The organism is Trichococcus sp., assembly GCF_055118575.1.
On the sequence record NZ_JBSQPW010000004.1, the window covers coordinates 41410 to 64276 of the forward strand.

The 22867-nt window shown below is 46.8% G+C and carries 17 protein-coding genes; 13 read left to right on the forward strand and 4 right to left on the reverse strand.

Annotated features, from left to right (window positions below):
• Positions 1-421 precede the first annotated feature (421 nt).
• From ACTCCX_RS01835 to ACTCCX_RS01860, 6 genes are all read left to right on the forward strand, one after another.
• Complete coding sequence (locus ACTCCX_RS01835) at positions 422-5290, forward strand: SpaH/EbpB family LPXTG-anchored major pilin (protein WP_463274456.1); 4869 nt, start codon at positions 422-424, stop codon at positions 5288-5290.
• A 256-nt stretch (positions 5291-5546) separates the two neighbouring features.
• On the forward strand, positions 5547-6443 hold the full coding sequence (locus ACTCCX_RS01840; RefSeq protein ID WP_463274457.1) for a class C sortase: 897 nt from the start codon (positions 5547-5549) through the stop codon (positions 6441-6443).
• 48 nt (positions 6444-6491) lie between these two features.
• Positions 6492-7334, forward strand: coding sequence for a class C sortase (locus ACTCCX_RS01845; protein WP_463274458.1), 843 nt, complete (start codon positions 6492-6494; stop codon positions 7332-7334).
• A gap of 44 nt (positions 7335-7378) precedes the next feature.
• The gene (locus ACTCCX_RS01850) at positions 7379-8476 is read left to right on the forward strand and encodes a sortase (protein ID WP_463274459.1); all 1098 of its coding nucleotides are present in this window, start codon (positions 7379-7381) and stop codon (positions 8474-8476) included.
• Between the two features lie 35 nt (positions 8477-8511).
• Positions 8512-8622, forward strand: coding sequence for an LPXTG cell wall anchor domain-containing protein (locus ACTCCX_RS01855; RefSeq protein WP_160117068.1), 111 nt, complete (start codon positions 8512-8514; stop codon positions 8620-8622).
• 179 nt (positions 8623-8801) lie between these two features.
• On the forward strand, positions 8802-9461 hold the full coding sequence (locus tag ACTCCX_RS01860; protein WP_463274460.1) for a hypothetical protein: 660 nt from the start codon (positions 8802-8804) through the stop codon (positions 9459-9461).
• A gap of 81 nt (positions 9462-9542) precedes the next feature.
• On the opposite strand, the gene ACTCCX_RS01865 is transcribed toward ACTCCX_RS01860, so the two are convergent.
• Positions 9543-10166, reverse strand: coding sequence for an HAD family hydrolase (locus ACTCCX_RS01865; RefSeq protein ID WP_463274461.1), 624 nt, complete (start codon positions 10164-10166; stop codon positions 9543-9545).
• Positions 10167-10389: 223 nt separating this feature from the next.
• On the opposite strand from ACTCCX_RS01865, the gene ACTCCX_RS01870 reads away from it, so the two are divergent.
• Positions 10390-11520 carry a carbohydrate kinase gene (locus ACTCCX_RS01870; protein ID WP_463274462.1) on the forward strand — a complete coding sequence of 377 codons (1131 nt, stop codon included), beginning with the start codon at positions 10390-10392 and terminating at the stop codon, positions 11518-11520.
• 218 nt (positions 11521-11738) lie between these two features.
• A complete protein-coding gene (locus ACTCCX_RS01875; RefSeq protein WP_463274463.1) occupies positions 11739-12152 on the forward strand; it encodes a universal stress protein in 414 nt (137 codons plus the stop codon).
• A 76-nt stretch (positions 12153-12228) separates the two neighbouring features.
• Here ACTCCX_RS01875 and ACTCCX_RS01880 read toward each other — a convergent pair whose 3' ends face one another.
• Positions 12229-15288 carry an AAA family ATPase gene (locus ACTCCX_RS01880; protein ID WP_463274464.1) on the reverse strand — a complete coding sequence of 1020 codons (3060 nt, stop codon included), beginning with the start codon at positions 15286-15288 and terminating at the stop codon, positions 12229-12231.
• A complete protein-coding gene (locus ACTCCX_RS01885; RefSeq protein ID WP_463274465.1) occupies positions 15289-16419 on the reverse strand; it encodes an exonuclease SbcCD subunit D in 1131 nt (376 codons plus the stop codon). It abuts the gene before it with no gap.
• A gap of 216 nt (positions 16420-16635) precedes the next feature.
• Here ACTCCX_RS01885 and ACTCCX_RS01890 point away from each other — a divergent pair, with 216 nt between their 5' ends.
• The 5 genes from ACTCCX_RS01890 (at position 16636) to ACTCCX_RS01910 (ending at position 20983) form a co-directional block, all read left to right on the forward strand.
• A complete protein-coding gene (locus ACTCCX_RS01890; protein WP_463274466.1) occupies positions 16636-17421 on the forward strand; it encodes an SDR family oxidoreductase in 786 nt (261 codons plus the stop codon).
• A 38-nt stretch (positions 17422-17459) separates the two neighbouring features.
• Entirely contained in the window at positions 17460-18227 is a 768-nt protein-coding gene (locus ACTCCX_RS01895) for a carbohydrate deacetylase (RefSeq protein ID WP_463274467.1), read from the forward strand.
• A gap of 511 nt (positions 18228-18738) precedes the next feature.
• A complete protein-coding gene (locus ACTCCX_RS01900; RefSeq protein ID WP_463274468.1) occupies positions 18739-19392 on the forward strand; it encodes an ABC transporter ATP-binding protein in 654 nt (217 codons plus the stop codon).
• Between the two features lies 1 nt (position 19393).
• Positions 19394-20152, forward strand: coding sequence for an ABC transporter permease (locus ACTCCX_RS01905; protein ID WP_463274469.1), 759 nt, complete (start codon positions 19394-19396; stop codon positions 20150-20152).
• Between the two features lie 81 nt (positions 20153-20233).
• Positions 20234-20983: an acyl-[acyl-carrier-protein] thioesterase gene (locus ACTCCX_RS01910; protein WP_463274470.1), complete on the forward strand. Its 750-nt coding sequence runs from the start codon at positions 20234-20236 to the stop codon at positions 20981-20983.
• A 63-nt stretch (positions 20984-21046) separates the two neighbouring features.
• On the opposite strand, the gene ACTCCX_RS01915 is transcribed toward ACTCCX_RS01910, so the two are convergent.
• Positions 21047-22681 (reverse strand): ABC-F family ATP-binding cassette domain-containing protein, encoded by a 1635-nt coding sequence (locus ACTCCX_RS01915; protein ID WP_463274471.1) that lies wholly within the window; start codon positions 22679-22681, stop codon positions 21047-21049.
• Positions 22682-22867 lie beyond the last annotated feature (186 nt).

Consider the following 22867-nt stretch of genomic DNA (forward strand, 5'->3'; position numbering starts at 1 on the left):
TCCGATGGAAAACAACACGGAGCAATCAGCTTATTTGGAATGCCGATAAACCTTTGAACATACAGGTGGTTGAATGCTTAATCGCAGTTGAGCTAATAATAGGTAGGTTGTTTCAACAAACTGATTTAGTATGCCCAAAATCTTTATTTTGATATATGCATTTGGATGGTTGGCTGCCAGTAATATTAAGTTAACTGTTTCTCTGTGATGCATTCTCCGAAAATACCACGTTTTATATCCCTCCCTTTGATTATTCCCTGTTCTCGATAGATTCGTTTTGAGTAAAGGCGTTTGTCGCTTCGTATTGTATCGGTCCTTCACAGCGCTTGGATTGATTAACTTGCGTGATTCAAAGCAGCTTCAATCCATTACGTCAGCCACTTGTACCGTCGCTTTCAAAATAAAGAGGAGATGGAGGAATATGAGAAAAAAGCGTTTTGTATTGTTCGACAGAATTGTTTTTTGGCTGATAACCTTGATAACCCTGATGCCATCATTTTTGTCAGCCTATACCGCAATCGATGTATTAGCCGCAGAAATCGGAACAGTCCAAACGGCCTTACCGATGGATGATGGGACTGCGAGCGCAACCGGAACAGTCAACGGATCAGGAACTGCTGTTGATTGGGTTGTGACCGTAACGAAATTTGATTCTGAGGACGAACGGGCTCCGAAACTGGAACTTGAATATAGCAGCGGCCTAGGCACGCCGTATAATATTAGTACGAATGTTCAACAAATCAATCGTACGGATATCGGTGCGGTGACAGTCTTAAAAGGATACACATACAGCACCGCCGCAGAAACACTCACCATGACTTTCACCACCGACATTACAGACTCCATTTCCGAAACAGTTTCCATCAAAATGCTGGCAGGCACTGTCAGCGAAGCAGAATCCGGGAGCGTAAGCATCTTTGATTCTGGTAATACAAGAACATTGTCTCTCGTCAATCCGATCGCCCAAGCGGAGGCGGAAGCAGCAGCCCAAGCAGAAGCGGAAGCAGCAGCCCAAGCGGAAGCGGAAGCAGCAGCCCAGGCAGAAGCAGCAGCCCAAGCGGAAGCGGAAGCAGCAGCCCAAGCGGAAGCGGAAGCAGCAGCCCAAGCAGAAGCGGAAGCAGCAGCCCAAGCAACACCGGAAACGGCGCCCGTCGTTGGAGAAGCGGAAGTTGTAGAAGAGTCACAAGATGTGCCAGTTGTGGAACCACCAGTAGTTCAAGACACAGCTGAGCCCGTAACAGAAGAAGCTATTCCTGAATCTTCAGCACCTACACCTCAGGAAGCAACCATTGCTGAAGAGCCGTGGATCAAATCCGACTTAGATGATTACCCTCCCGGGGGCCTAGTCACATTAACCGGAGCTGGTTGGATTGAAGATGTAGAAATCCGAATAACGGTTGATGACGTTTCAACCATTCCTCAATCTTGGCGATTAGAAGAGACAATCGCTGTGAATGAAGATGGCACCCTCGAATTCAGCTTCAATCTCCCCGATTGGTTCGTAGCCAATTATAAAGTCACCGCTACCGGAGTCACAACCGGAACTGTCGCTGTTACGGAATTTACCGATTCGGCGGGCAGTTACAGCATCGACTACTCCGCCTATAACCCGATTTCCTATGATTTTAAATTTCCAATCAATTATACAAGTAATAAACCAGTAGGAAGAGCAAGTAATCCCATGCCGAACACAAATAGCGGCCAGACGATGGAATCACTGAATCCGAAAGACCTTGCTTTAGGTCAGATTGTTCCTTTTGAAGCAAGAATCACTGTCAACGGCAGCACTGCTCCAGAAAACGGTACAATCAACATGACATTCTCCTGGGAAACGGTAACAGGGAGTGGTTCTAATTTTGGGTTCGATCCGAATTATAAAGTTTTTGCTGCATTTGTGGATTATGGAGATGCTGGGAATGTCGATTCTGAACAAGATGCGACCGTCACAAATATCACCAATTCGGCCCTTAATGGAACAAAGATTCAGGAAACGATTACAGTTTCAGGTTTGGATAATGGAGACACCATTATTGTTGAAATATGGGTTGTCCTCAAAAACGTACTTCCTCCAAGCGTAAATGGGAATGTTCAAACACAATTAGTGTCGGCTGATACCGTCGCAACACCACCGGCAAATATCACTAAATCGGCCCAGACGGTTCCACTTAATCAAGTAAAGGATTTCGAAGCTGCTAAGGTTGATGTTCAAATTCAAAAAACAGATTCTCCGGATCCAGTTTACCCAGGACAAACTCTAACGTACACCATCACCGTCAGAAACAACACACCTGACGTGGTCGCCAATGGAATCGTCGTAACGGACACCCTGGATCCCAATGTGACATTTGTCAGTGCAAGTGATGGCGGAACGCACAACGGAGGCCTAGTAACCTGGCTACCATTCGCATTAGAACCACTAGCGACTAAAATTTTTACACTTACGACAACTGTCAATCTGAATGCCCCTACAGCTTATGATGGCACGCTACCGGACAACCGAGGCAGTAACTTCATAGCAACAACTCCCCTCATTACCCCTGCTCCGGATCTATTGAATACGGTCCGAATCGCTTCTATAATCACCTCAGACACCAATCTTAATAATGACGCTTGGCGCGAACCTACAAATGTCATGCCTTTGAAGGCTGTAACAGCCTATAAAGTATGGTCTGGCGGGCCCGAAAGCGATCATGTTCCCGTAATAATGGCTTTATACCGACAAGTCGGAACGGGCACACCTGAATTAGTGACTGGTGTATCACCTACCATTACTCCGACAACGGGACCAGCTGATTTGTTCACCTACAATTGGACGGGATTGCCGACTTACAGTCCGACTTTAGAGCCTTACATTTACACTGTGGATGAAGTGAACGCGCTCGGTGAATCGATTTCGATCCCAAATTATGTCAAATCGTTCTCCACGGATCGATTGACTATCACCAATACTTATCAAAGTCCGGATACAGATATCAATACGATCAAACGTTGGGTGAACGGTCCGGAAGATAAACCAACTGTTTATTTCCAACTTTATCGCAAAGCTGGTGAAACCGGAACGGAAGAAGCGGTTGGAACACCGCAACTGATTGCGGATGTTGACCAAACAGGAACTTATGATGTTCCCGTACCATTCGGTTTGCAGGATGCAACGAACGCGGCGGGGATTGCTTACATCTATTACGTGGATGAAGTGGATGCATCAGGTACCCGCGTATCTATCACAGGATTCACAAAAACGATTTCTGAAGACGGCTTGACGGTCACGAACACATTCAAGCCATCGTTGGAGTTGACGAAAGTCGATATCGATGGCGAGACGCCTCTGTCCGGCGCCACGTTTGTCATCTACAGCGGTGACGCGAACGGGCCAACCGGAGATCCGATCCAAGCGGAACAAACTACAGACGCATCCGGTAAAGTGATCTTTGCAGCTCTGGAAGACGGTACGTACTGGATCGCTGAAACACAACCACCTTCCGGTTATAACTGGCTTTCGCAACCCATTGGTCCATTCATCGTAGCTGAAGGAGTCATTACAGGTCCGGAAGCCTATGCACCGGTGCAACTGATGGATGAAACGACGGGTCTATTCACAGGAAATTACGGAATCACGGTAGAAAACAGGCCTTTGACCGAATTACCGCAAGCCGGCGGATTCGGCATAGCACCCTTCATTGGCTTGGGAATCGGTTTGATGGCTTTGGGTATCTATACAGAACAAAAGAACAAAAAAAGAGGAAAAGTCGAGGAGGAAAAGAAGATGGGTAGAATGAGAAGCATTATCAGCCGGATAGTATCCTTTTTAATGTTTTTGACGGTGGTGCTGCCGGTTATGGCAAGCGCGTCGGAACTCAACTCAGTAGCACCGGCCGGGCCGCCAACGCCACCTGCTACGACGGCTGTCACCATCCATAAGATTGTTGGTACAGGAGGATTCATTCTCCGAGATCATGACGGCTTGCCACTGACAGCTGAAGAGATAGCAGCACTCGGAACAGGTGCAGTCGAGAACAATACCGGAGTCAGCTTCTCGGTTTGGAAATTGACTGACATCACAAATGTGACACTCGCAAACGGGTTGGATGGCACTGAAAAAGGTATTATCGGAGCATTAACAGATGGCCAATTGACTACAAACTTCGGAGCACCAACAGTAGTAAACGCAGGGGTATCAACTAATTTTGGATCCGGATACTACTATGTGAGAGAAACGACCAAACCAGCAACCTTGGAATCTCAGACCGGTGTGCCGTTCTTCATGGAACTGCCGGTTTTGAATGAGGCAGGGGATGCCTACCTTACGAGGCTTGACCTTTATCCGAAAAACACGATCGAAGATGACATGCCAGTCATTGACAAAGACGTTGAGGTTAAAGACCAAAATGATGCTGGATACGATGTGGGAGAAGATTTCGATTACCTGATCTATCCGAAAGTTCCGCAAGGTATCGAAGACTACACACTATTCAATATCACGGACAATTTGGATTCGCAATTGACGTACTTGGGTGGAGTGACTGTCACTTACAATGGTGTAACCTTCATCCCAGTTACCGACTACGTCTTGGATCAAACGTTGACAAACGGCTTCAGCATCACTTTCACAGCAGCTGGACTGGATAAACTCGCAGCCAACAGACCGGAAACTGAAACTCTGAAGGATCTTGAAATCAAATATCAGGCTGAAATCAACAACACAGCCGTTATGGGAAGGGACATCTATAACGACGCCACACTGGATTACAACAATGGCTACATCACAACTGCTCAGACAACTGTTCCTTTAGCTAATCAGCCGAAAGTCCACACAGGCGGCCGTCAATTCATCAAGGTGGATAACGTCACTGGACAATTCAATTCAGCTTTGGCTACGGCAAAATTTATAATCGAAAATTCTGAAGGGAAATTTATGGTAAAGGACAGCACTACTGGTCACATTAGTTGGGTAGCTGCTCAAGATGACGCAACTCAACTATCAGTAGATGGAACGACAGGTGCTTTCGAAATTAAAGGTCTGGCGTACGGAGACTTGGGTGCAACCTTCACTTATAGATTAATAGAGGTCGTAACACCAACAGGTTATGTAACAATGAAACCAGTTTCGTTCGACATTAACGCAACTTCATATGGTGATGGAACGATCACAACCGACAACCAAATCATCCGCAATGCGAAACGTCCTATGATTCCTCAAACCGGCGGAATGGGAACAATCCTCTTCACTGTCGCAGGATTGGCAATGATGACTGTCGCAGTTGTCGCGTTGAAGAAAAAAGAAGAAGCCTAACCGAATAAACTGATCCGGAAATGGGCGAGAGCAATCTCGCCTATTTCCATTTTCAATGATATACCCTGCTAATAAAATGAAAGTGGCTAGGGTCGGGTTGATTCGAATGCGCTTTCTTGTATGGTATAATGCTATTATAAAAACAACTTAAATTGCATTGAATTTATTTCAAATCATTGTAGGAATCGTCAGTTAAGTCATCAACTTGATCCGATAAAACGGTGCTGCATACATCATAAAGAAAGGTGGGATTTTGATGGAAGAGAAGAAGCAGTCAGTAAAAAAGAAAAAGGGCGGACTCTGGAAAATGCTCATCCTGGTGATGTTATTCACCGTAGGGCTGGGCCTCTTCGCCTATCCCATCGTCAGCAATTACCTGTATGAACGGGCAACTGATAGTGTCAATAATGACTTTGATAATTCGGTAGCTAAAATAACAGACTCGGAAGTGGAGGAGCGGCTTAAGTTGGCGGAAGCCTACAATGCCCTCCTATCGGGGGATTCGGATTCGGCCGCACTGGCGGACCCCTATACGCAAGAGCAGATGGATGCCGGGTTGCAGGAATATGCACGAATGCTCGAAGTCAGTGAGCAGATCGGCCATGTCGTCATCCCGAAACTCGCCTTGGATGTACCGATTTACGCCGGAACTTCCGAAGCTGTATTGCAGAAAGGCATCGGGCATATGGAAGGGACATCGCTCCCAATCGGTGGCAACAATACACACGCAGTCCTGACAGGACACAGAGGTTTGCCTGAAGCCGAGTTGTTCACTGAATTGGATGAACTCGAGATTGGGGATAAATTCTACATCAAATACATCGGCGGTACGCTGGCTTATCAAGTCGATCAGATAAAAGTTGTTGAACCCACCGATTTGAGCGAACTGAGCGTCGTCCAAGGGCATGACTACCTCACTTTGTTGACATGTACCCCCTATATGGTGAATTCCCACCGTTTACTCGTGAGGGCACATCGTATTGATTATGTGGAAGCAGTCGAAGAGAATGAAATCAAGGAAAGTCAAGAAAATTACCTGTACCGGAATCTGTTCTATGCAACCTTGGCTGTATTGCTCCTGGTGCTGTTGTGGCTGTTGCTTCACTATTTGAGGAACAGGAAAATACGGAAACAAAAAGATTTACCGGAATAGGACGTATCGACTCTGAGTGGCCTAGCATTTTTTTGATAAGGATGGTGGATGATGAACAAACGACCGATGAGATTCAGACCGGGAATATTTATTTTTCTGTTGGGATTGGGTATTTTCGCTTATCCAGCCGTCAGCAATTATGTGTATCAAAGAACAGCGGATACGGTCAACAACGACTTTGATGAAGCCGTTGCTCAAATTGATGACAAAAAAATTCAAGAAAGTCTCAATTTGGCTTATGCGTATAATGTTTTTTTATCGGAAACAACCGGGAACATCACTTTGGAGGACCCTTATACTCAGGAGGAAAAAGAAGCAGGATTGGCGGAATATGCGCGGATGCTGGAGGTCAATGAACAGATGGGGCACGTGCTCATTCCGAAAATTAACCTGGATGCGCCAATCTATGCGGGCACATCCGAAGCGGTCCTGCAGAAAGGCATCGGCCACATGGAAGGCACCTCGCTTCCGGTCGGAGGTGAGGGCACGCATGCAGTCATAACAGGGCATCGAGGCTTGCCGTCTGCGGAGTTGTTCACGGAATTGGATGAATTGGAGATCGGGGACAAATTCTACATCGAGTACATTGGCGGCACTTTGGCTTATGAGGTGGATCAGATCAAAGTCGTTGAACCGACCGATTTCAGTCAGATCACAATCGAAGAGGGGCAGGATTATCTGACATTATTGACCTGCACCCCATACATGGTCAATTCGCATCGTTTGCTGGTCCGTGGGTATCGGATTGAATATGTGGAAGCCATCCAGGAGAAAGAAATCCGCGAGAACCAAATCGGCGGAAACTACCAGGAATTATTCTTCATTGCAGCAGCAGTGCTTGTAGTTGTTTTGTCCTTGGCCGGAGTAAAATTGTATTTATCTAAGAAGTAAGAGCCATCGTCGGAAACGGAATAAGCGGGGAAGGGGCATAAGAAATGCGCAGAGAAAAAACAAAAGGAAATACTCGCTACATTTTGCTTTTTCTGGTGGGTATGATGGTGTTTCTGTATCCGCTCTTCTCGAATCTTTATTATGATTACTATGTGTTGGACTTGCAACGCGACGAGGAGCTGGCTTTTGCTAATTTGGAATTGGACGAAGATGCCACCCTCGATGACGCCGATTTGGTTACGATCGCAACGGATCCGGAAATGACGCCTTTGTTGGATAAGAATCAGGATTACCTTTCGACATACAATGAATCTCTCTGGAATCAGTCCCTTTCCACAGTCGATCCTTTCGGTGAAGGTGAAATCACAGAGGATACGGTTCCGAAAGTCAGCGCTGATTACAGTTCGATTTTTGCATATATAGATATCCCTAAAATTAATCAGACACTTCCTATTTATCTGGGGGCGACAGATGAGCATCTTGCGGTTGGGGCAGCTGTGATTCAAGGGACGAGCTTGCCAATCGGGGGAAATAATACGAACTCCGTCATTTCCGGGCATACTGGGTTGGTTCAGAAGTTCTTCACGGATTTGCCGGAATTGGCTATCGGGGACACAATCAACATCACGAATCGGTGGGAAACACTCCATTACCGGGTCACCGGCAACATTCTGATTTGGCCGGATCAAAGTGAGTATCTTGCGGTAGTGCCAGGAAAAGATATGATCACGTTGTTGACCTGTTATGACGGTACTGCCGCAAATGATCGCTTTTTGATATTTGCGGAAAGATGGTATCCGGAAGGCACGGTGCAGACTGCAGGTGAACAAAAAGAACAAGCCTCACCGGAATCTGACGAGTCGGAAACGCAAATCGCTGCTGCCGATGAAACTGTCGATCCGTCAGAATTCAATTCGGAAACAACTGCTGATCCGACAAATTCGGAAACCGTGACAGATGCCGAGCTAACTACAGAAACAGATGGCGACACAAGCCCGGATACTGCTCCGAGCTACATCACTACTGTCGAAGTTCAAGTCAAGCCTTGGTATATGAAACTGGAAACTTATACGATTTCTGTTGCGGCATTGCTAGTGATAGTGCTGATACTGAATGTACGAAAGCGATTCAAAAAAAAATAAAAGCCTGACCAACAAGAAAGATGGAGGAGAAGGATATGGAATTAGTCATGCCTGACACAGGCGGTATCGGCACAACCTTATTTTTAGTGGTAGGACTGGGTATGATGCTGGCTGCGTTATTTCTGCTACGTAAAAGTAAAAAATAATCTTTTCTTAAGGACAAAGACGACTGAAGAAGGCTAGCAGGTGCAATCCGATAAGGAAGCATCGGCTAGCCTCTCTTTTGTTTTCAAGGTTATCGTTATCCTTTGTGAAACCATCTGATTGATGTTAAGATGGTGGTGAAAGCGATAACAATTTCTTTGTGAAGCAAGGGGGATGCGTTATGGATAAGGATATTCATCAACTGATCGAAATCGCTGAAATTGCCATGCAAGCGAACGATTTTGCTCATGCTGAGAAAAAATACATCGATGCTTTATATTTATTGGAGGATCCGAAATCTGATGAATATCAAAAAGTAGTAAACAAGTTGGCCAAATGCTATGCTGCGCAGAAAAATTTTGCTGGAGCCAAAGAATGTCTCGAGGAACTGTTGTTTTACGCAAAAAAAAATAAAGACTTGGAGAAGCAAGCTGAGTGTCTGCATGCCTTGGCGGTGAATACCCGCAACATGGAAGAATACGATTTGGCGGCACTGATGTGTGAGGAGGAGATCACTTTCCGACTGACACATTTTTCGGATGATTATTGCGGGTTGGCAAGAAGCTACTGCGAAGCGGCCATGTTGTCGTTGCTGCAAAGAAATCCGATGAAGGGCAAGATAAATCTGGACAAAGCGAAACAATATGCCGACAAGTCCGAAGACGAAGATTGTCAAGCCGGGATCATGCGTGGACTGGGAGATTATCATTTCACCCTCAATGAATTGGACAGTGCCCGGGATGCCTATCTGGAAAGCCATGCATTATACATGCAAAATAAAAATGAAGAAGCGGCAGATGAATTACTGGCAAGACTGAAACGTGTAGAGGACGTACGGTAAGAATCCAACTAGGCCATTTTGGATCGCACAGAGCCCTTCTCAAATGAAAAAAGCAACCCATTTCCAGGTCGCTTTGATTTTCTATAAAATCGATAAGATATCCGAGGGTGTCTTGAAGATGTGATCTGCTTCGAAGCCTTCTGACGTGTGGGATCCCCATTCCGCCAAACCGAAAGCGACTGTGGCATTGCGTGCGCATTGATTGTCGTAAATGGAGTCGCCGATGTAGATGGCTTCATTTTCAGAAACGCCCAGTCTCCGTAGGCACTCCGTCAAAGGTTGACCGGATGGCTTATGTTCTTCGGTATCGCTGGATGTGATGATGACGTCGAAATATTCATCCAAACCGTATGGTGTGATATTCAGCTCGTAGCTCTCTTTTGTCTTGGAGGTGACAATGCCTAGTAGGTGACTGTTTTCTTTCAAATGACGCAGCGTATCTTCCATTTCGGCAAAGATACTAACGCTGTCCGCATATGTTTTAGACTGTGCACTCCACTTTGGATGCAGTTCTGCAGCTTGTTCAGGTGTAAAGCCCAATAGTTGCAGTCCTTCCATGCCCGGGATGCCGAAAATCGTACGCATATCTTCCGGCGTTGCAGGTCGGCCGGCATGTTCCTGAAGGACATCATCCAGACCTCTGAAGATTGAATATTCGGTATCGACAATCGTACCATCGACGTCAAAAATAAATGTATGAATCATATGTGCAGCTCCCTTGAAATGTTTCTTGTCATTATAGCACAGCTCGCAACAGTAATAAAATACCCCCGAATGATGCAAACGCATTAAAAAAAGGTTACAATGTGCCGTGTTCGTTTGGAAATGGCGGCCATTGGTTATATACTGTACCTTTAGGAGCATAAAATGTTGCTAAAAGAATAAGGTCGGCTTTGCCGGGTTTTTATAGAGTAAGGGGAATTGAAACATGGCTTTAAACGAGAAAGAATCAAAAATACTGAGCTACATAAAGGAAAATCCTTTCATTTCGCAGCAAGATTTAGCTACAAAGATTGGCTTGTCACGTCCCGCGGTGGCAAACATCATTTCCGGCTTAGTGAGACGGGGATACCTTTTGGGGAAAGCCTATGTCATCAATGACACGCGACCTATCGTCTGTATCGGTGCTGCCTGCATCGATCGCCGCTATTTTGTTGAAGGGGGTCTGGTTCACGGACAATCGAACAATGTCACTTCGCAGACTTCAATTGGAGGGGTTGCGCTCAGTATCGCCGAAAATCTGGGAAGATTGCAGGAAGATGTCGTGATGCTTTCTCTGGTAGGCGACGATGCGGAATGGCATACGATTGAAGAATCCATGCGTCCTTTGATGAAGACAACCGAGGTGGAAATGGTCCCTGGCTTTTCAACAGGCACTTTCATGGAAGTCATCGATGAATCGGGCAAGATGATCATCGGATTGGCGGAGATGGATATCTATGAATACATGCAACCAAAATGGCTGCTGAAGCATCTTTCCACCCTGAAACGGGCGAAATCGATCATCATCGATTCGAATTGTCCGAAAGAAAGCGTAGAGCACTTGCTTGAAATCGGAGCGAAATATAGCATTCCTGTCGCATTGGTCTGCGCATCCGTGTTGAAACTGTACAACATTCCGGATAACCTTAAAGGCTTGAAGCTGCTGATCACTAAGCACGACGAGTCCGAAAAGCATTTCGGTTTCGAAATCAATGATGATGCTTCTTTGAGGAAAGCTTTGCAACTTTGGTTGGATAAAGGAGTACAGCATGTCATCATCACCAAAAATAGTCAATCTGTCGGCTATGCCAGCGAAAAATACGGCATGCACGTCTATGACCTGAAGAATAGCGACAAAGAAAGCGACACCTACATCTGGGGAACCAACGAAGCCCTTTGTGCTGGTATCGTCTACGCATACTTACGGACAGACGATATCACGGAGATGATCCAGACTGGCTTGGTTAACGCCGTCATGTCATCAAAATCAGCCTACAAAGTCCGGCCGAACCTTTCGCAAGCGGTGTTGCGTAAGGATGTTAAAGAAATCGGCAAGTTGGAAAGCAGAGAAATTTAAATAGTCAAGAGCTTAGAATCCTAGTAAATACCGGTATCCATCTAGGTGATACTCATTTTAGCGATCAAATAACCAAAAAGAGCCTGGTCTCCAGGCTCTTTTTGGTTTGTAAAATTATCAACCGAAGCACCGCCAATCTTTTGTTTCTTTCGTAAGTATAGTAAAATAAGAATAAGGAAAGCGTTTTCTGGTTGATTATTCCAAAGGAGTGGGTTTGAATGGTTCAGTATAAAAACATCTTGATCCCAGTGGACGGATCAGAGGCTTCGATCAAGGCGTTCAAACAGGCGGTCCATATCGCTGAAAGGAACGATGCCGCGCTTTATCTTGTTGCGATACTGGATAAAAAAGACAACGCCGAAGAAGCTGCCCAGCTGCAGCACGATAAGGATTCTTTATTCGATGAATTGGACAGATATGCGCGGGCGAACGGAGTCGCAGTGCATAAAGAAATGCGCTCGGGGAACGCCAAGGAAATGATTGCGAAGACGCTTGTGGAAGAATGGAAGTGTGACTTGATTGTAATGGGTGCGACAGGTAAGGGCACCATCGCTAAATTGGTGGTCGGTTCGGTTACGAACCATGTCATCAAACATGCACCCTGTGATGTATTAATCGTAAGGAAAAATTAATCAGACGCTTTTGAACAAACGAATCAGGAGACGCAAAAAAGTCCAACTACGACAATGTAGCTGGACTTTCCTTTTTCTATAAAATGATTTTTGCAGTACTGCCTTCTGCGGTGCGGTCGACTTCGATGTGGACGGGAATCCGTGTCTTCAGTTCTTCAACGTGCGAGATGATGCCGACCAAACGGCCGCTGCTGTTCAGTGAGAAGAGTGCTTCGATTGCGGTATCCAATGATTCAGGATCCAGCGAACCGAAACCTTCATCGATGAACAGCGTATCGATCTGGATACCGCCGCTGCGGCTCTGCATCACATCACTTAAACCCAACGCCAGCGCAAGAGATGCTTTGAAGCTTTCTCCGCCCGATAAAGTTTTGACGCTGCGGGTTTGGCCGGTATAATGATCGAATACATTCAGGTCAAGCCCCTTGGCTCCGGAACCTTTGCCTTTGTCTTCCTTCCGCAACAACAGGTAGCGGTTGTTCGTCATCTGTTGGAAGCGAAGATTGGCGGCTTCGATGATTTCTTCATAGTAGATCGCCAGCACGTAGCGTTCGAAGGAAATATAGTCGGTTTCTTTGGTGCCGTTGGCGATGTCCGACAATGTTCTGAATTTTTGGTAATCAGCAATAATCTGCTGTTGCTTTTTGTAGATTGCAGTGATTTCTTGTGCCGCTTTCTTTAGCATTTGGATGTCGCCTGCGAGTTGACCTTTCTGCTCTTCCGATTCACGGATTCTGTTTTCCAGAAGCAATTTTTGATTGGTGCAGGAGTCGATCGTCTGATCTGCTGACAATGCCGCTGCGATTTTTCTTAGCTCGCGCAAGCGGGTCAATGTGACATTCAGCTCATCTTCATGGCAGCGGATTTTTTTCTGCAGCTCCAGATGCAGGGTCTGATCCAGAATCAGATGGGCAAAAGGCTCTTCCAGACCGGCAGCAGCCAACGCGCTTGTGTAGGCTGTTTCTGCCTCCAGCAAAGCTGTCGTGGATTCTTCGACTTGAGTCGCATAGCTGGTCCGGTTGGCCAGACAGACTGCGGTATTTTTCTCGAGCTCCGCTAGCTCTTTATTCAGTTTAGTGTAGTCGCTCGTGCAAGTCTCAATGGTTTCGTTGAGCCGCAGAATCTCTTGCTGCACGTTTGCGATTTTTTTGTCGCCCAAAACTTGTTTTTCCTGGGCGATGTCTGCCAACAAGTCACGGGAAAGTGTCTCATTCAACAGTAAAGTCTGTTGGAGCGCAAGACTGTTCTGGTCGATTTCCTGGAGTTTCACCTCGACGTTATTCAGCTCCTTGACGAGCGTATCTTCCTCGGTAAGCACCTTCTGCAGGAGTTCCATCTCCAGCAACAGAGATTTCTCTGATGCGATCTCTGTATTGCGATTGACTTCCTGTTCCTGTTTGTAGGCTGCGAACGCTTCAGCCGGAACGGCGAATTCATTGTAAAGATCAGCCAATTGTTTTCGGATGCCGGAAAGTTCGGCAGTTGCCTGCTGGTAATCCGCATAGGCCTGATTCCGTTTTTTCTCAAGCTGTTCCCGCTCCTGATCGGAGAGAGTCTCCGCCATTTTTTGTGCGGGTGCGGGATGGTCGATTGAACCGCAGACAAGACAAGCTTCTCCATCAATCAGTTGTTCGGCTAAGATGCCGGCGATGTTACGGTTGTGGAGGAGAGTTTCATCCTTGAACTGTTGATCAAGCCAGACATATTCTTTTTCAAGAATCAGAAAATGCTCAGATTTGACCGTCTGCTCAGTCAACAATTTTTCGGTTTGGCTGATCCTTTTCTGAAGCTGTTCTGATCGCTGCAGGCTCATTTTGCATGCGTTCAATTGCTCTTGAAGGATTGCCGCATCCTTTTGAGCTTGTTTCACTGCTGCAAGTTTTTGCTGGCACTGTTCCTGATTTTCCCTCTGCGTCTGTTTGGAATCGGCATGTTTCTGCAGTTCTTTGGTGACGTCGTGGCAAGCTTTCTGGCAACCGGCTAGTTCTTTCTCCTTTTTCGCCAGTGCGATAAGCTGTTTTTCCTGTCCTTTTAAGGTGTCGATCTGCTCACGCAAGCCCGGAATCAGGGAAAGGGCAAGTTCAGCTGCTTCGAACGCTGGTTTTTTATCGCGTGAAGCCTGAGTCAATTGGTCCAAGAGCGCATCATTTTGTTTGGCTTGTTCCTGTTTTGCAACTTGGATTGTGGAGGCTGCAACGCACAGCAACCTTTTTTCCTCGGCCTTGACGGCTTGCACATGGCGTTCGAGTTGCCGTTTCCAATCGTCAACGGCGGTCTCCTCTTCCAATAGTGCGAGTTGCTTCGTTTCCAACTGCATGATTTCCTCGAGCAGTTTGATTGTGTCGGAAGCAGATTGGCTTTGGGAACGTAAGGCTGTGAGCTGCTGTTCTTTGGTGGCGCGGTCTTTTTCAAGTGCTGCTAACAGTTCTGTAATCCGCACAAGAATTCGCTTGGTATCCTGCAAAGTGAGGGCTGCCTGAAGACCTTCATCGTTGATTCCCGAGGCAAAGGAGTAGGCTGTCAGCAGCGAATCCTGGGCGGAAGTCGCTTGGCTCTGGAGCGCTTTTGCTTTCTCCTTCAGTTGCTCCTGGAAATTTTTCAGGATTTCAGTACCGAAGATGTTCCGGAAGATAGTCTCTTTTTCGTTGCTGTTCGATTCGAGCAATTTCTTGAACTCACCTTGCGGCAGCATAACGATCTGCTTGAACTGCTCGTAATTCAGGGAAAGCAGCTGCTCTATTTCAGCATTGGCATCGCGTGCTTTTGTCGTGACGGTGCCGTCGTGAAAGAAGGCCACGTCAGCTTTCAGATCGATGATTTTTCCGCTCTTGCCGGGACCCGTCTGGGCAGGGGAGCGTCTCACGCGGTAAGTCTTTCCGTTGTATTCGAATTCCAGATCGACGTAACAGACCGACTCTTCCGTTGCGAACTGCGACTTGAAGGTGTCCTTTTCCCGGCTGCTGCCGCTGGCGACGTCGTAAAGAGCGTAGGCGATGGCATCGAAAATTGTGGTTTTGCCGGCACCCGTAGGCCCGCTGACAAGAAACAGCGTTTGGTTCTGGAATTTCGTGAAGTCCAATACGATCTTTTCTTTGTAAGGACCGAAGGCGTTCATCTCTAATTTTAAGGGTCTCATCTAATCTTTCCTTCCCAAAGCGGAAAAGATATCCGCAACGATTTTTTGACTGGAATCATCCAATTCTATGGCGCGGTATTGTTCATAGAAATCCTTGAACAGGTCAGGATAAGAGAGCTGCTGCAGATCATCCCGGTTATGCTGGAGGGCCACTGATTCGGTTTCCCTCCGGCTGACGTACTCGAGCCCCATCGCCTGTGGATAGCGGCGGCGCAATTGGTTCATTGCGTCAAGTACATATTCCGTATCCTCCAGTTCAAAGAACAAGTAATCTTCGGATTGGCCTTTCATCAGCTCGGTAAATGTGCTCCTGATTGTGCGCATATCGCGTAAAGGCTTGATGCGGAGCGGTTCGATCTCCAGTTTGCCTTTTTCTATCGTTACGATACTCGTTTGCTTCTGGTGCGGGGTTTCCGATTTGGAATACTTGAGGATCGAACCGCTGTAGCGGACTCTGTCATCTTTGACTTTCTGGGCCTTGTGCAGATGTCCTAAAGCTACGTAATCGAAATCTGTGAACAAAGACACATCTACGTACTCGGAAGTGCCGATGCTGAGGGGACGTTCGGAATCGGATGGTTCGCTGGTGTCGTTTCCTGACTGGATCACATAGCCGTGCGCAATCAGGATGTTCACTTCATCCAGGTTCATCGTTGCTTTGACGGTCGCCAACTGCGCACGGATGGCGTCCTCCATATTTTTGATGCTGTCATCCTTGAGCGTTTCCCGGACATAGACATGATCCGCAAAGGGCAGCAGATAAAAATTGGTTCCTTGGAAGGAAACTTTGCGGATGACCTCCTTCATGGTTCCTTCTATGTAGAGGCGGCTGTCGGCCAACAGGTCGGCGGCGTATTCGATCCGTTCGTTGCTGTCGTGGTTGCCGGCGATGACGAAGACGGGCACGCCCAATTCCTTCACCATCCGGGTCAGTGCCTGATTGGCCAGCGCCACAGCTTCTTTTGGCGGCAATGCGCGGTCGTATAGATCCCCGGCCATGATGATTGCGTCAATTTCTTTTTCTTTGAGTGCTTCAATCAGGTTCATCAGGTAGTGGGTTTGATCTTCCAGCATGGAAAAATCATTGACGATTTTGCCTAGATGCCAATCAGCCGTATGCAGTATTCTCATGGAAAAGTCTCCTGTCGTCGGTAAGTATTTGGATTAACAAAGTTTTGCGCATCTTATTTTTAAAGAAAATAAGTTCATTTTCCATTATAACAGACTATCCCGGAGGCGAGCAGGGACAAATGCAGTCGGCGATTGAAATACTAGTGATGTGGACGGTTTTGGGCTATAGTATGGGTATGAGGTCTGGATAATAAAGCAGTTGAAGGAGGAGCCGAAATGGATCTGGGGTTAACGAACAAAGTGGCATTGGTCATCGCATCGAGTCAAGGGTTGGGCAAGGCGGTGGCGAAAGAACTGGTCAAAGAAGGCGCGCATGTCATGCTCACAAGCAGAAGCGAGGACAAATTGGCTGAAGTCAAAGTAGAGTTGGAAGCGTTACATGCCGGCAAGGTCGCCTATTTCCCGTGTGACATCACCAAAAGTGAGGATATCCAAAAGCTTGTGGCAAGGACGCATGAAGTGTTCGGCAAAATCGATATTTTGTTGAACAATGCAGGCGGCCCGCCAAGCGGGAAATTCGATTCTTTTTCCGATGAGGCTTGGCAGCAAGCTTTCGAATTGAACTTGCTGAGCTATATCCGGATCATCCGCGAAGTGCTGCCTGATCTGCGCAAAGAGGGCGGTCGCATCGTCAACATCGCTTCGATTTCGGTGAAGACGCCATTGCCGAATCTGGTCCTTTCCAATACGTTCCGGAACGGTATCGTCGGATTGAGCAAGACGCTTGCCGACGAATTGGCGGCCGACAACATTCTTGTGAATGTGGTTGCGCCGGGCAAAATCGAAACCGGTCGCCTGAAATATCTGAATGAAGCGAGCGCAAAAGCGAAGGAGTTGTCATTGGCGGAAGTAGACAAAGCCGCAATCGCAGGCATACCATTGGGCCGCTACGGTACACCGGAAGAATTCGCGAAAGCTGTCGTTTTCCTTCTTTCCGGTGCGAACACTTACATTACCGGCAGCACACTATATGTGGATGGTGGGGCAGTCAAAGCGATTTGAAGCCGAACTGCCATCTGAAACAGACAGGAGAATGAAATATGGGACAAGTAATCATCAACGCAGACGATTTTGGTCTCACAAATGGCGTGAATTACGGCATCGTCGACAGTTTTTTGTACGGAATCACCACTTCGACGACCTTGTTGGCAAACGGGGAGGCTTTCGATCATGCTGTGGAATTGGCATCCGATCATCCGGATCTGGAAATCGGTGTCCATCTGAATTTGACGCTTGGGAAGCCTTTGTTGCCTGATACCAAAAGCATCAGTGCCGGTGGGCGTTTCCACACCAGGGAGTACGTGCAACAGCATGCGGCTTCGTTGGATCTGGATGAAGTGTATGCAGAGTGGCATGCACAAATCGAAAAGGTGCGCAAAGCTGGCATCAAACCGACGCACTTGGACTCACACCACCATGTGCATATGATGGAGCCGCTCAGCAAAGTCATCCTGTCGTTGGCTATCCAGTATGAACTGCCGATCCGCAATCATTTCGAAGGCAGCCATGGGGTGATGCACACAGACCGTCAATTCGACCTCGGTTTTGCGGCCGAAAAACCGCAGGCAGAATTGGGGATGGGTGTGATGGAGAAATTGGATGACATCATGACCGTTCTGGAAAAGCCAAATACTTCGGTTGAATTGATCGTCCATCCGGGCTATGTCGATGCCAGTCTGGAACGCATAAGCAGTATGCAGAAGGACCGGGCCTACATGGCGGAATTCTTGATGCATTCCGATTTTGCCGATCGCATCCGTGAAGACGAGGCAATCGAATTGATTTCGTATGCAGAATTGGAAGAATAACACAATAAGAAATGAAACAAAGGCTGCCTCATTGTTTTCGGGCTGCCTTTGTTTCGTTGTTCTCCGGTAAAAGGAGGCTTGGCCGGAGTTCGAACTGCATTTGGCTTGCGGGCTCAGATGAGATTGACTTCGACAGAGCTAAAGGAGATGGAATGGCGATCAGTATCCTGAAGGAATGCTCAGAACGGTGGGCCAAATTGTCGAATAGCCGAGGAACATGCAACAATTTGGCCTCGCACTCAAAAAAAGCGGGCACGCATCATGCATCCTCGCCTTTCTCACAGTTGTAAGGCTACTTAAGTTAAAGACATTCTTATTCGGCCAGCGGTTTTATTTCAGGAAGTTCCTTTTGTATTTATTACTAAATTATAATTATTATCATTAACAAAAATAAGGACAACAGTGATACAATAGAGAAATGGAAGATAGCCAATCTGGACAGCGCTGGTCGAAGAGCACACCAGGTTCGGCTGCCTAATGCATAATGAATGATAAAGGAGAAATTTAAAAAATGGCACTATTGGAAATGGATCATCTGAGCTTTGTTTCGGATGGCAAAGTCATTCTGGATGACATCACCTATTCGCTCGATGAGGGGGAATTCCTTTCGATAACAGGCCCATCCGGAAGCGGCAAGAGCACATTATTGAAGATCATCGCGACCATCCTTTCGCGCAGTGAGGGAGACATACGCTACAACGGGAAATCGTTGGATGATTACGAACCCACCGAATACCGCAAAGAGGTTTCCTACACATTCCAGACACCCGTTCTGTTCGGGAAAACCGTCCGCGATAATTTGGCCTTTCCATACGAAATCCGCAAAAAGGAATTTGATGAAAAGAAAGCCGTCGCATATTTGGAGTCGGTCGGATTGCCGAAGGAATATTTGGACAAAGAGATCAACACCTTGTCAGGCGGAGAAAAACAGCGAGTCGCCTTGATCCGCAATGTTCTTTTCCAACCGAAAATACTCTTGCTAGATGAGGTGACGAGCGCCCTTGATGAAGCGAACCGCCAGATTATTTGGAAATGGCTCCACGAAATGCGCGCGCAATCCGACATGACCATCATCATGGTCAGCCATAACGAAGAAGAATCCCGGCTGGCAGATAAGAACATCAATATTGTTGCCGGAAAAATTGTAAAAGGGGAGGAGAATTAAGATGGATCTACAAGTCAGTCCAATCACGCTCATGTTGAGCTTTTCGCTGGTATTGGTGGGCGTCTACATTTCCTACAAGGAAAAATTAGGCACGGCTAGAGACATTTTGTACAGTATCGCCAGAGCGGTTGTGCAATTGGTTGCGGTCGGGTACGTTTTGACTTATCTGTTCAACGTGAACAACACAATCGTCACTTTGGCGATGGTTGCGGTCATCGTTTTCAATGCGTCCTGGAATGCCCACAAGCGCAGCAGCAGTATCCCGAACTCGCTGAAAATTTCATTGATCGCCATTTCTGCTTCAGCGATTTTGACGTTATCCATTTTGGTTCTGTCGGGATCCGTCAAATTTATCCCTTCACAGATTGTGCCGATTACCGGGATGATCGCCGGAAATGCGATGACGACCATCGGCTTGTGCTACCGCAATTTGAATTCGTTGTTCCGTGATCAGCGCCAACAGATACTGGAAAAATTGTCGTTAGGAGCGACCCCGAATCAAGCTTCACGCACGATCTTGAGGGAAACGATCAAGTCAGGCATGCAGCCATCCTTAGATTCCGCGAAAACGGTGGGCATCGTTTCCTTGCCTGGGATGATGTCGGGTCTGATGTTTGCCGGAACCGTACCGCTGACTGCCATCATGTATCAGATTATGGTGACCTTCATGCTAGTGGCGGCGACGAGTATTTCCTCTTACATCGCATCCTTCTTGGCATACCGTGAATTTTACAACGACAGACAGCAATTGCGTGTCTGAGGATGACCTATTTTTCGGTTGGTTCCTTCTGAAAAGTATGGTATCCTTTCTGTTATAATATTGATTTTGGAGGCGCAAACGTTGAGTGGATTAATTTATCGCAGAAATCACCGCATCAAAGGCTATGAATGTGACATCACCGGTGAAATCACACTTCCTTCGCTCGTGAACCTGATGATGGATCTGTCGGGACAGCAAAGCGATTCACTCGGGAATACGAATGATCAGATGACCGAACGGGGCCTGAGTTGGATCATTGTGCAATACGACATGCAGATCGAACGTATGCCCCATAGTGGAGAGGAAATCATCCTGGAAACGGAAGCGATGAGCTTTAACCGCTTCTTCACCTATCGCCGCTTCCGTGCTTACGATGAGAGCGAGCAACTGTGTGTGGAAGTGATGACGAATTTCGTCATGATGGACATTGAGTCCCGGAAGATGGTCCAGATCCAGAAAGACTTGTTGACCGTCTATCAGGCCGATGAAATCCGGACGATGGTACGCATGCAGAAACCGATCCAACTGGAGCAGGAAAACCGCAGGGAACAGGAATTCCGCGTCAGATACTTGGACATCGACTACAATCGCCATGTCAACAATGCGAAATATTTCGACTGGATCATCAATACGATCGATCCTAAATTCATCATGGATCACCAGATGGCTGCAGTCACCATCAAATATGAAAAAGAGGTCGAGTACGGCAACAGCATCACCAGCGTCATGACAACGAAAGAAGCGGAGAACGGCGACATCATCACCGCCCATCGCATCATGAACGGCGAAGACCTGGCTTGTGAAGCCCATCTGATTTGGAAAAAAGTGTAGAAAAGCGGAAAGCCTACCAGTTGCATTTAAACTGGTAGGCTTTCCGCTTTTTAAGTGATCTTTTTATGCGTTTTCTTTATAAAGTGCATTTATTCTTGCTTGCACGTCTCTATCCGCCAAGAAGTCCTCGTAGGTTGTTTCCATTCTGTCCACAACGCCGTTTGGAGTTACTTCGATGATGCGGTTCGCAGTAGTGTTGATGAACTCGTAATCGTGTGAAGTGAACAACAAAGCACCTTTGAAGGCGATCATGCCGTCATTCAATGCAGTGATGGATTCAAGATCCAAGTGATTCGTCGGGTCATCCAACACTAAGACGTTTGCTTTGGAAAGCATCATTTTCGAAAGGATGATACGTACTTTTTCTCCCCCGGACAGGACAGAAACTTTCTTCATGACGTCTTCACCTGAGAACAGCATGCGGCCCAAGAAACTGCGCAAGAAGGTATTGTCATCTTCTTCTTTGCCGGCGAATTGGCGCAACCATTCCAGAATTGTGATGTCGGCAACTGGGAATTCGTTCGTGTGGTCCTTCGGCAAGTAGCTTTGTGAAGTCGTAACGCCCCATTTGAAGCTTCCGCCGTCAGCTTCCATTTCACCCATCAAAATTTTGAAAAGGGTGGAGGTAGCGATGTCTTTGCGGCTTGTGAAAGCGACTTTATCGCCTTTGTTCAAAGCAAAGCTGATGTTGTCCAAAATTTTGACGCCATCTATAGTCTTGGAAAGGTTTGAAACCATCAATAAATCATTTCCGATTTCGCGTTCCGGCGTGAAGCCGACGAAAGGATATTTACGGGATGAAGGTTGAATATCATCCAAAGTGATTTTATCCAATGTCTTTTTACGTGAAGTCGCTTGTTTCGATTTCGAAGCGTTGGCACTGAAGCGCGCAATGAAGTCCTGCAACTCCTTGATCTGCTCTTCCTTTTTCGCATTGGAATCTGCAGCCAATTTAGCAGCCAACTGACTGGATTGCATCCAGAAGTCGTAGTTTCCGACATATAGTTTGATTTTTCCGAAGTCGACGTCACACATGTGCGTACATACGGTGTTCAGAAAGTGACGGTCATGGGAAACAACGATGACTGTGTTCGGGAAATTGATCAGAAACTCGGATAACCACTCGATTGATTCTTTGTCCAAACCGTTTGTCGGCTCGTCCAACAGCAATACGTCCGGTTTGCCGAATAACGCTTGCGCCAGCAAAACTTTAACTTTTTGCGGTTCCAACAAGTCGCTCATCTGCTTGTAGTGCAAGTCTTCTCCGATGCCAAGACCTTGCAGAAGGCTGGCAGCATCGGATTCGGCTTCCCAGCCGTCCAATTCAGCGAATTCGCCTTCAAGTTCGCCGGCTCTGATGCCGTCTTCTTCAGTGAATTCAGTTTTCGCATAGATGGCGTTTTTCTCGGCCATGATTTCATAAAGACGCTTATGTCCCATGATGACGGTGTCCAAGACTTGATGTTCTTCGAAACCGTAGTGGTTCTGATTCAGTACGGCCAAACGTTCATTTGGATCCAAGATGATATCGCCTGTTGTCGGTTGGATGACGCCTGATAAAATCTTCAAGAAAGTAGATTTTCCAGCTCCGTTTGCACCGATTACGCCATAGCAGTTACCAGGGGTGAACTTTAGATTGACATTGTCAAACAACTTGCGATCGGAAAATTGTAGACTGACATTTGATACGGTAATCATTTTTTTACATTCCTCAATTCTTGTTTATAGTCAATTAATTCTAGCATATTCCTGAAAAAATAAAAGGATTTTAACACAGTGTTTACAAAAAACGAGTAAGGTTGTTTCATTTGTGGCAATCGTTTGTTCTCTTTTGTCGTGATGTTGGTATTATTTTCGGATGACAACCAGGGCGTGCAGGCCGGC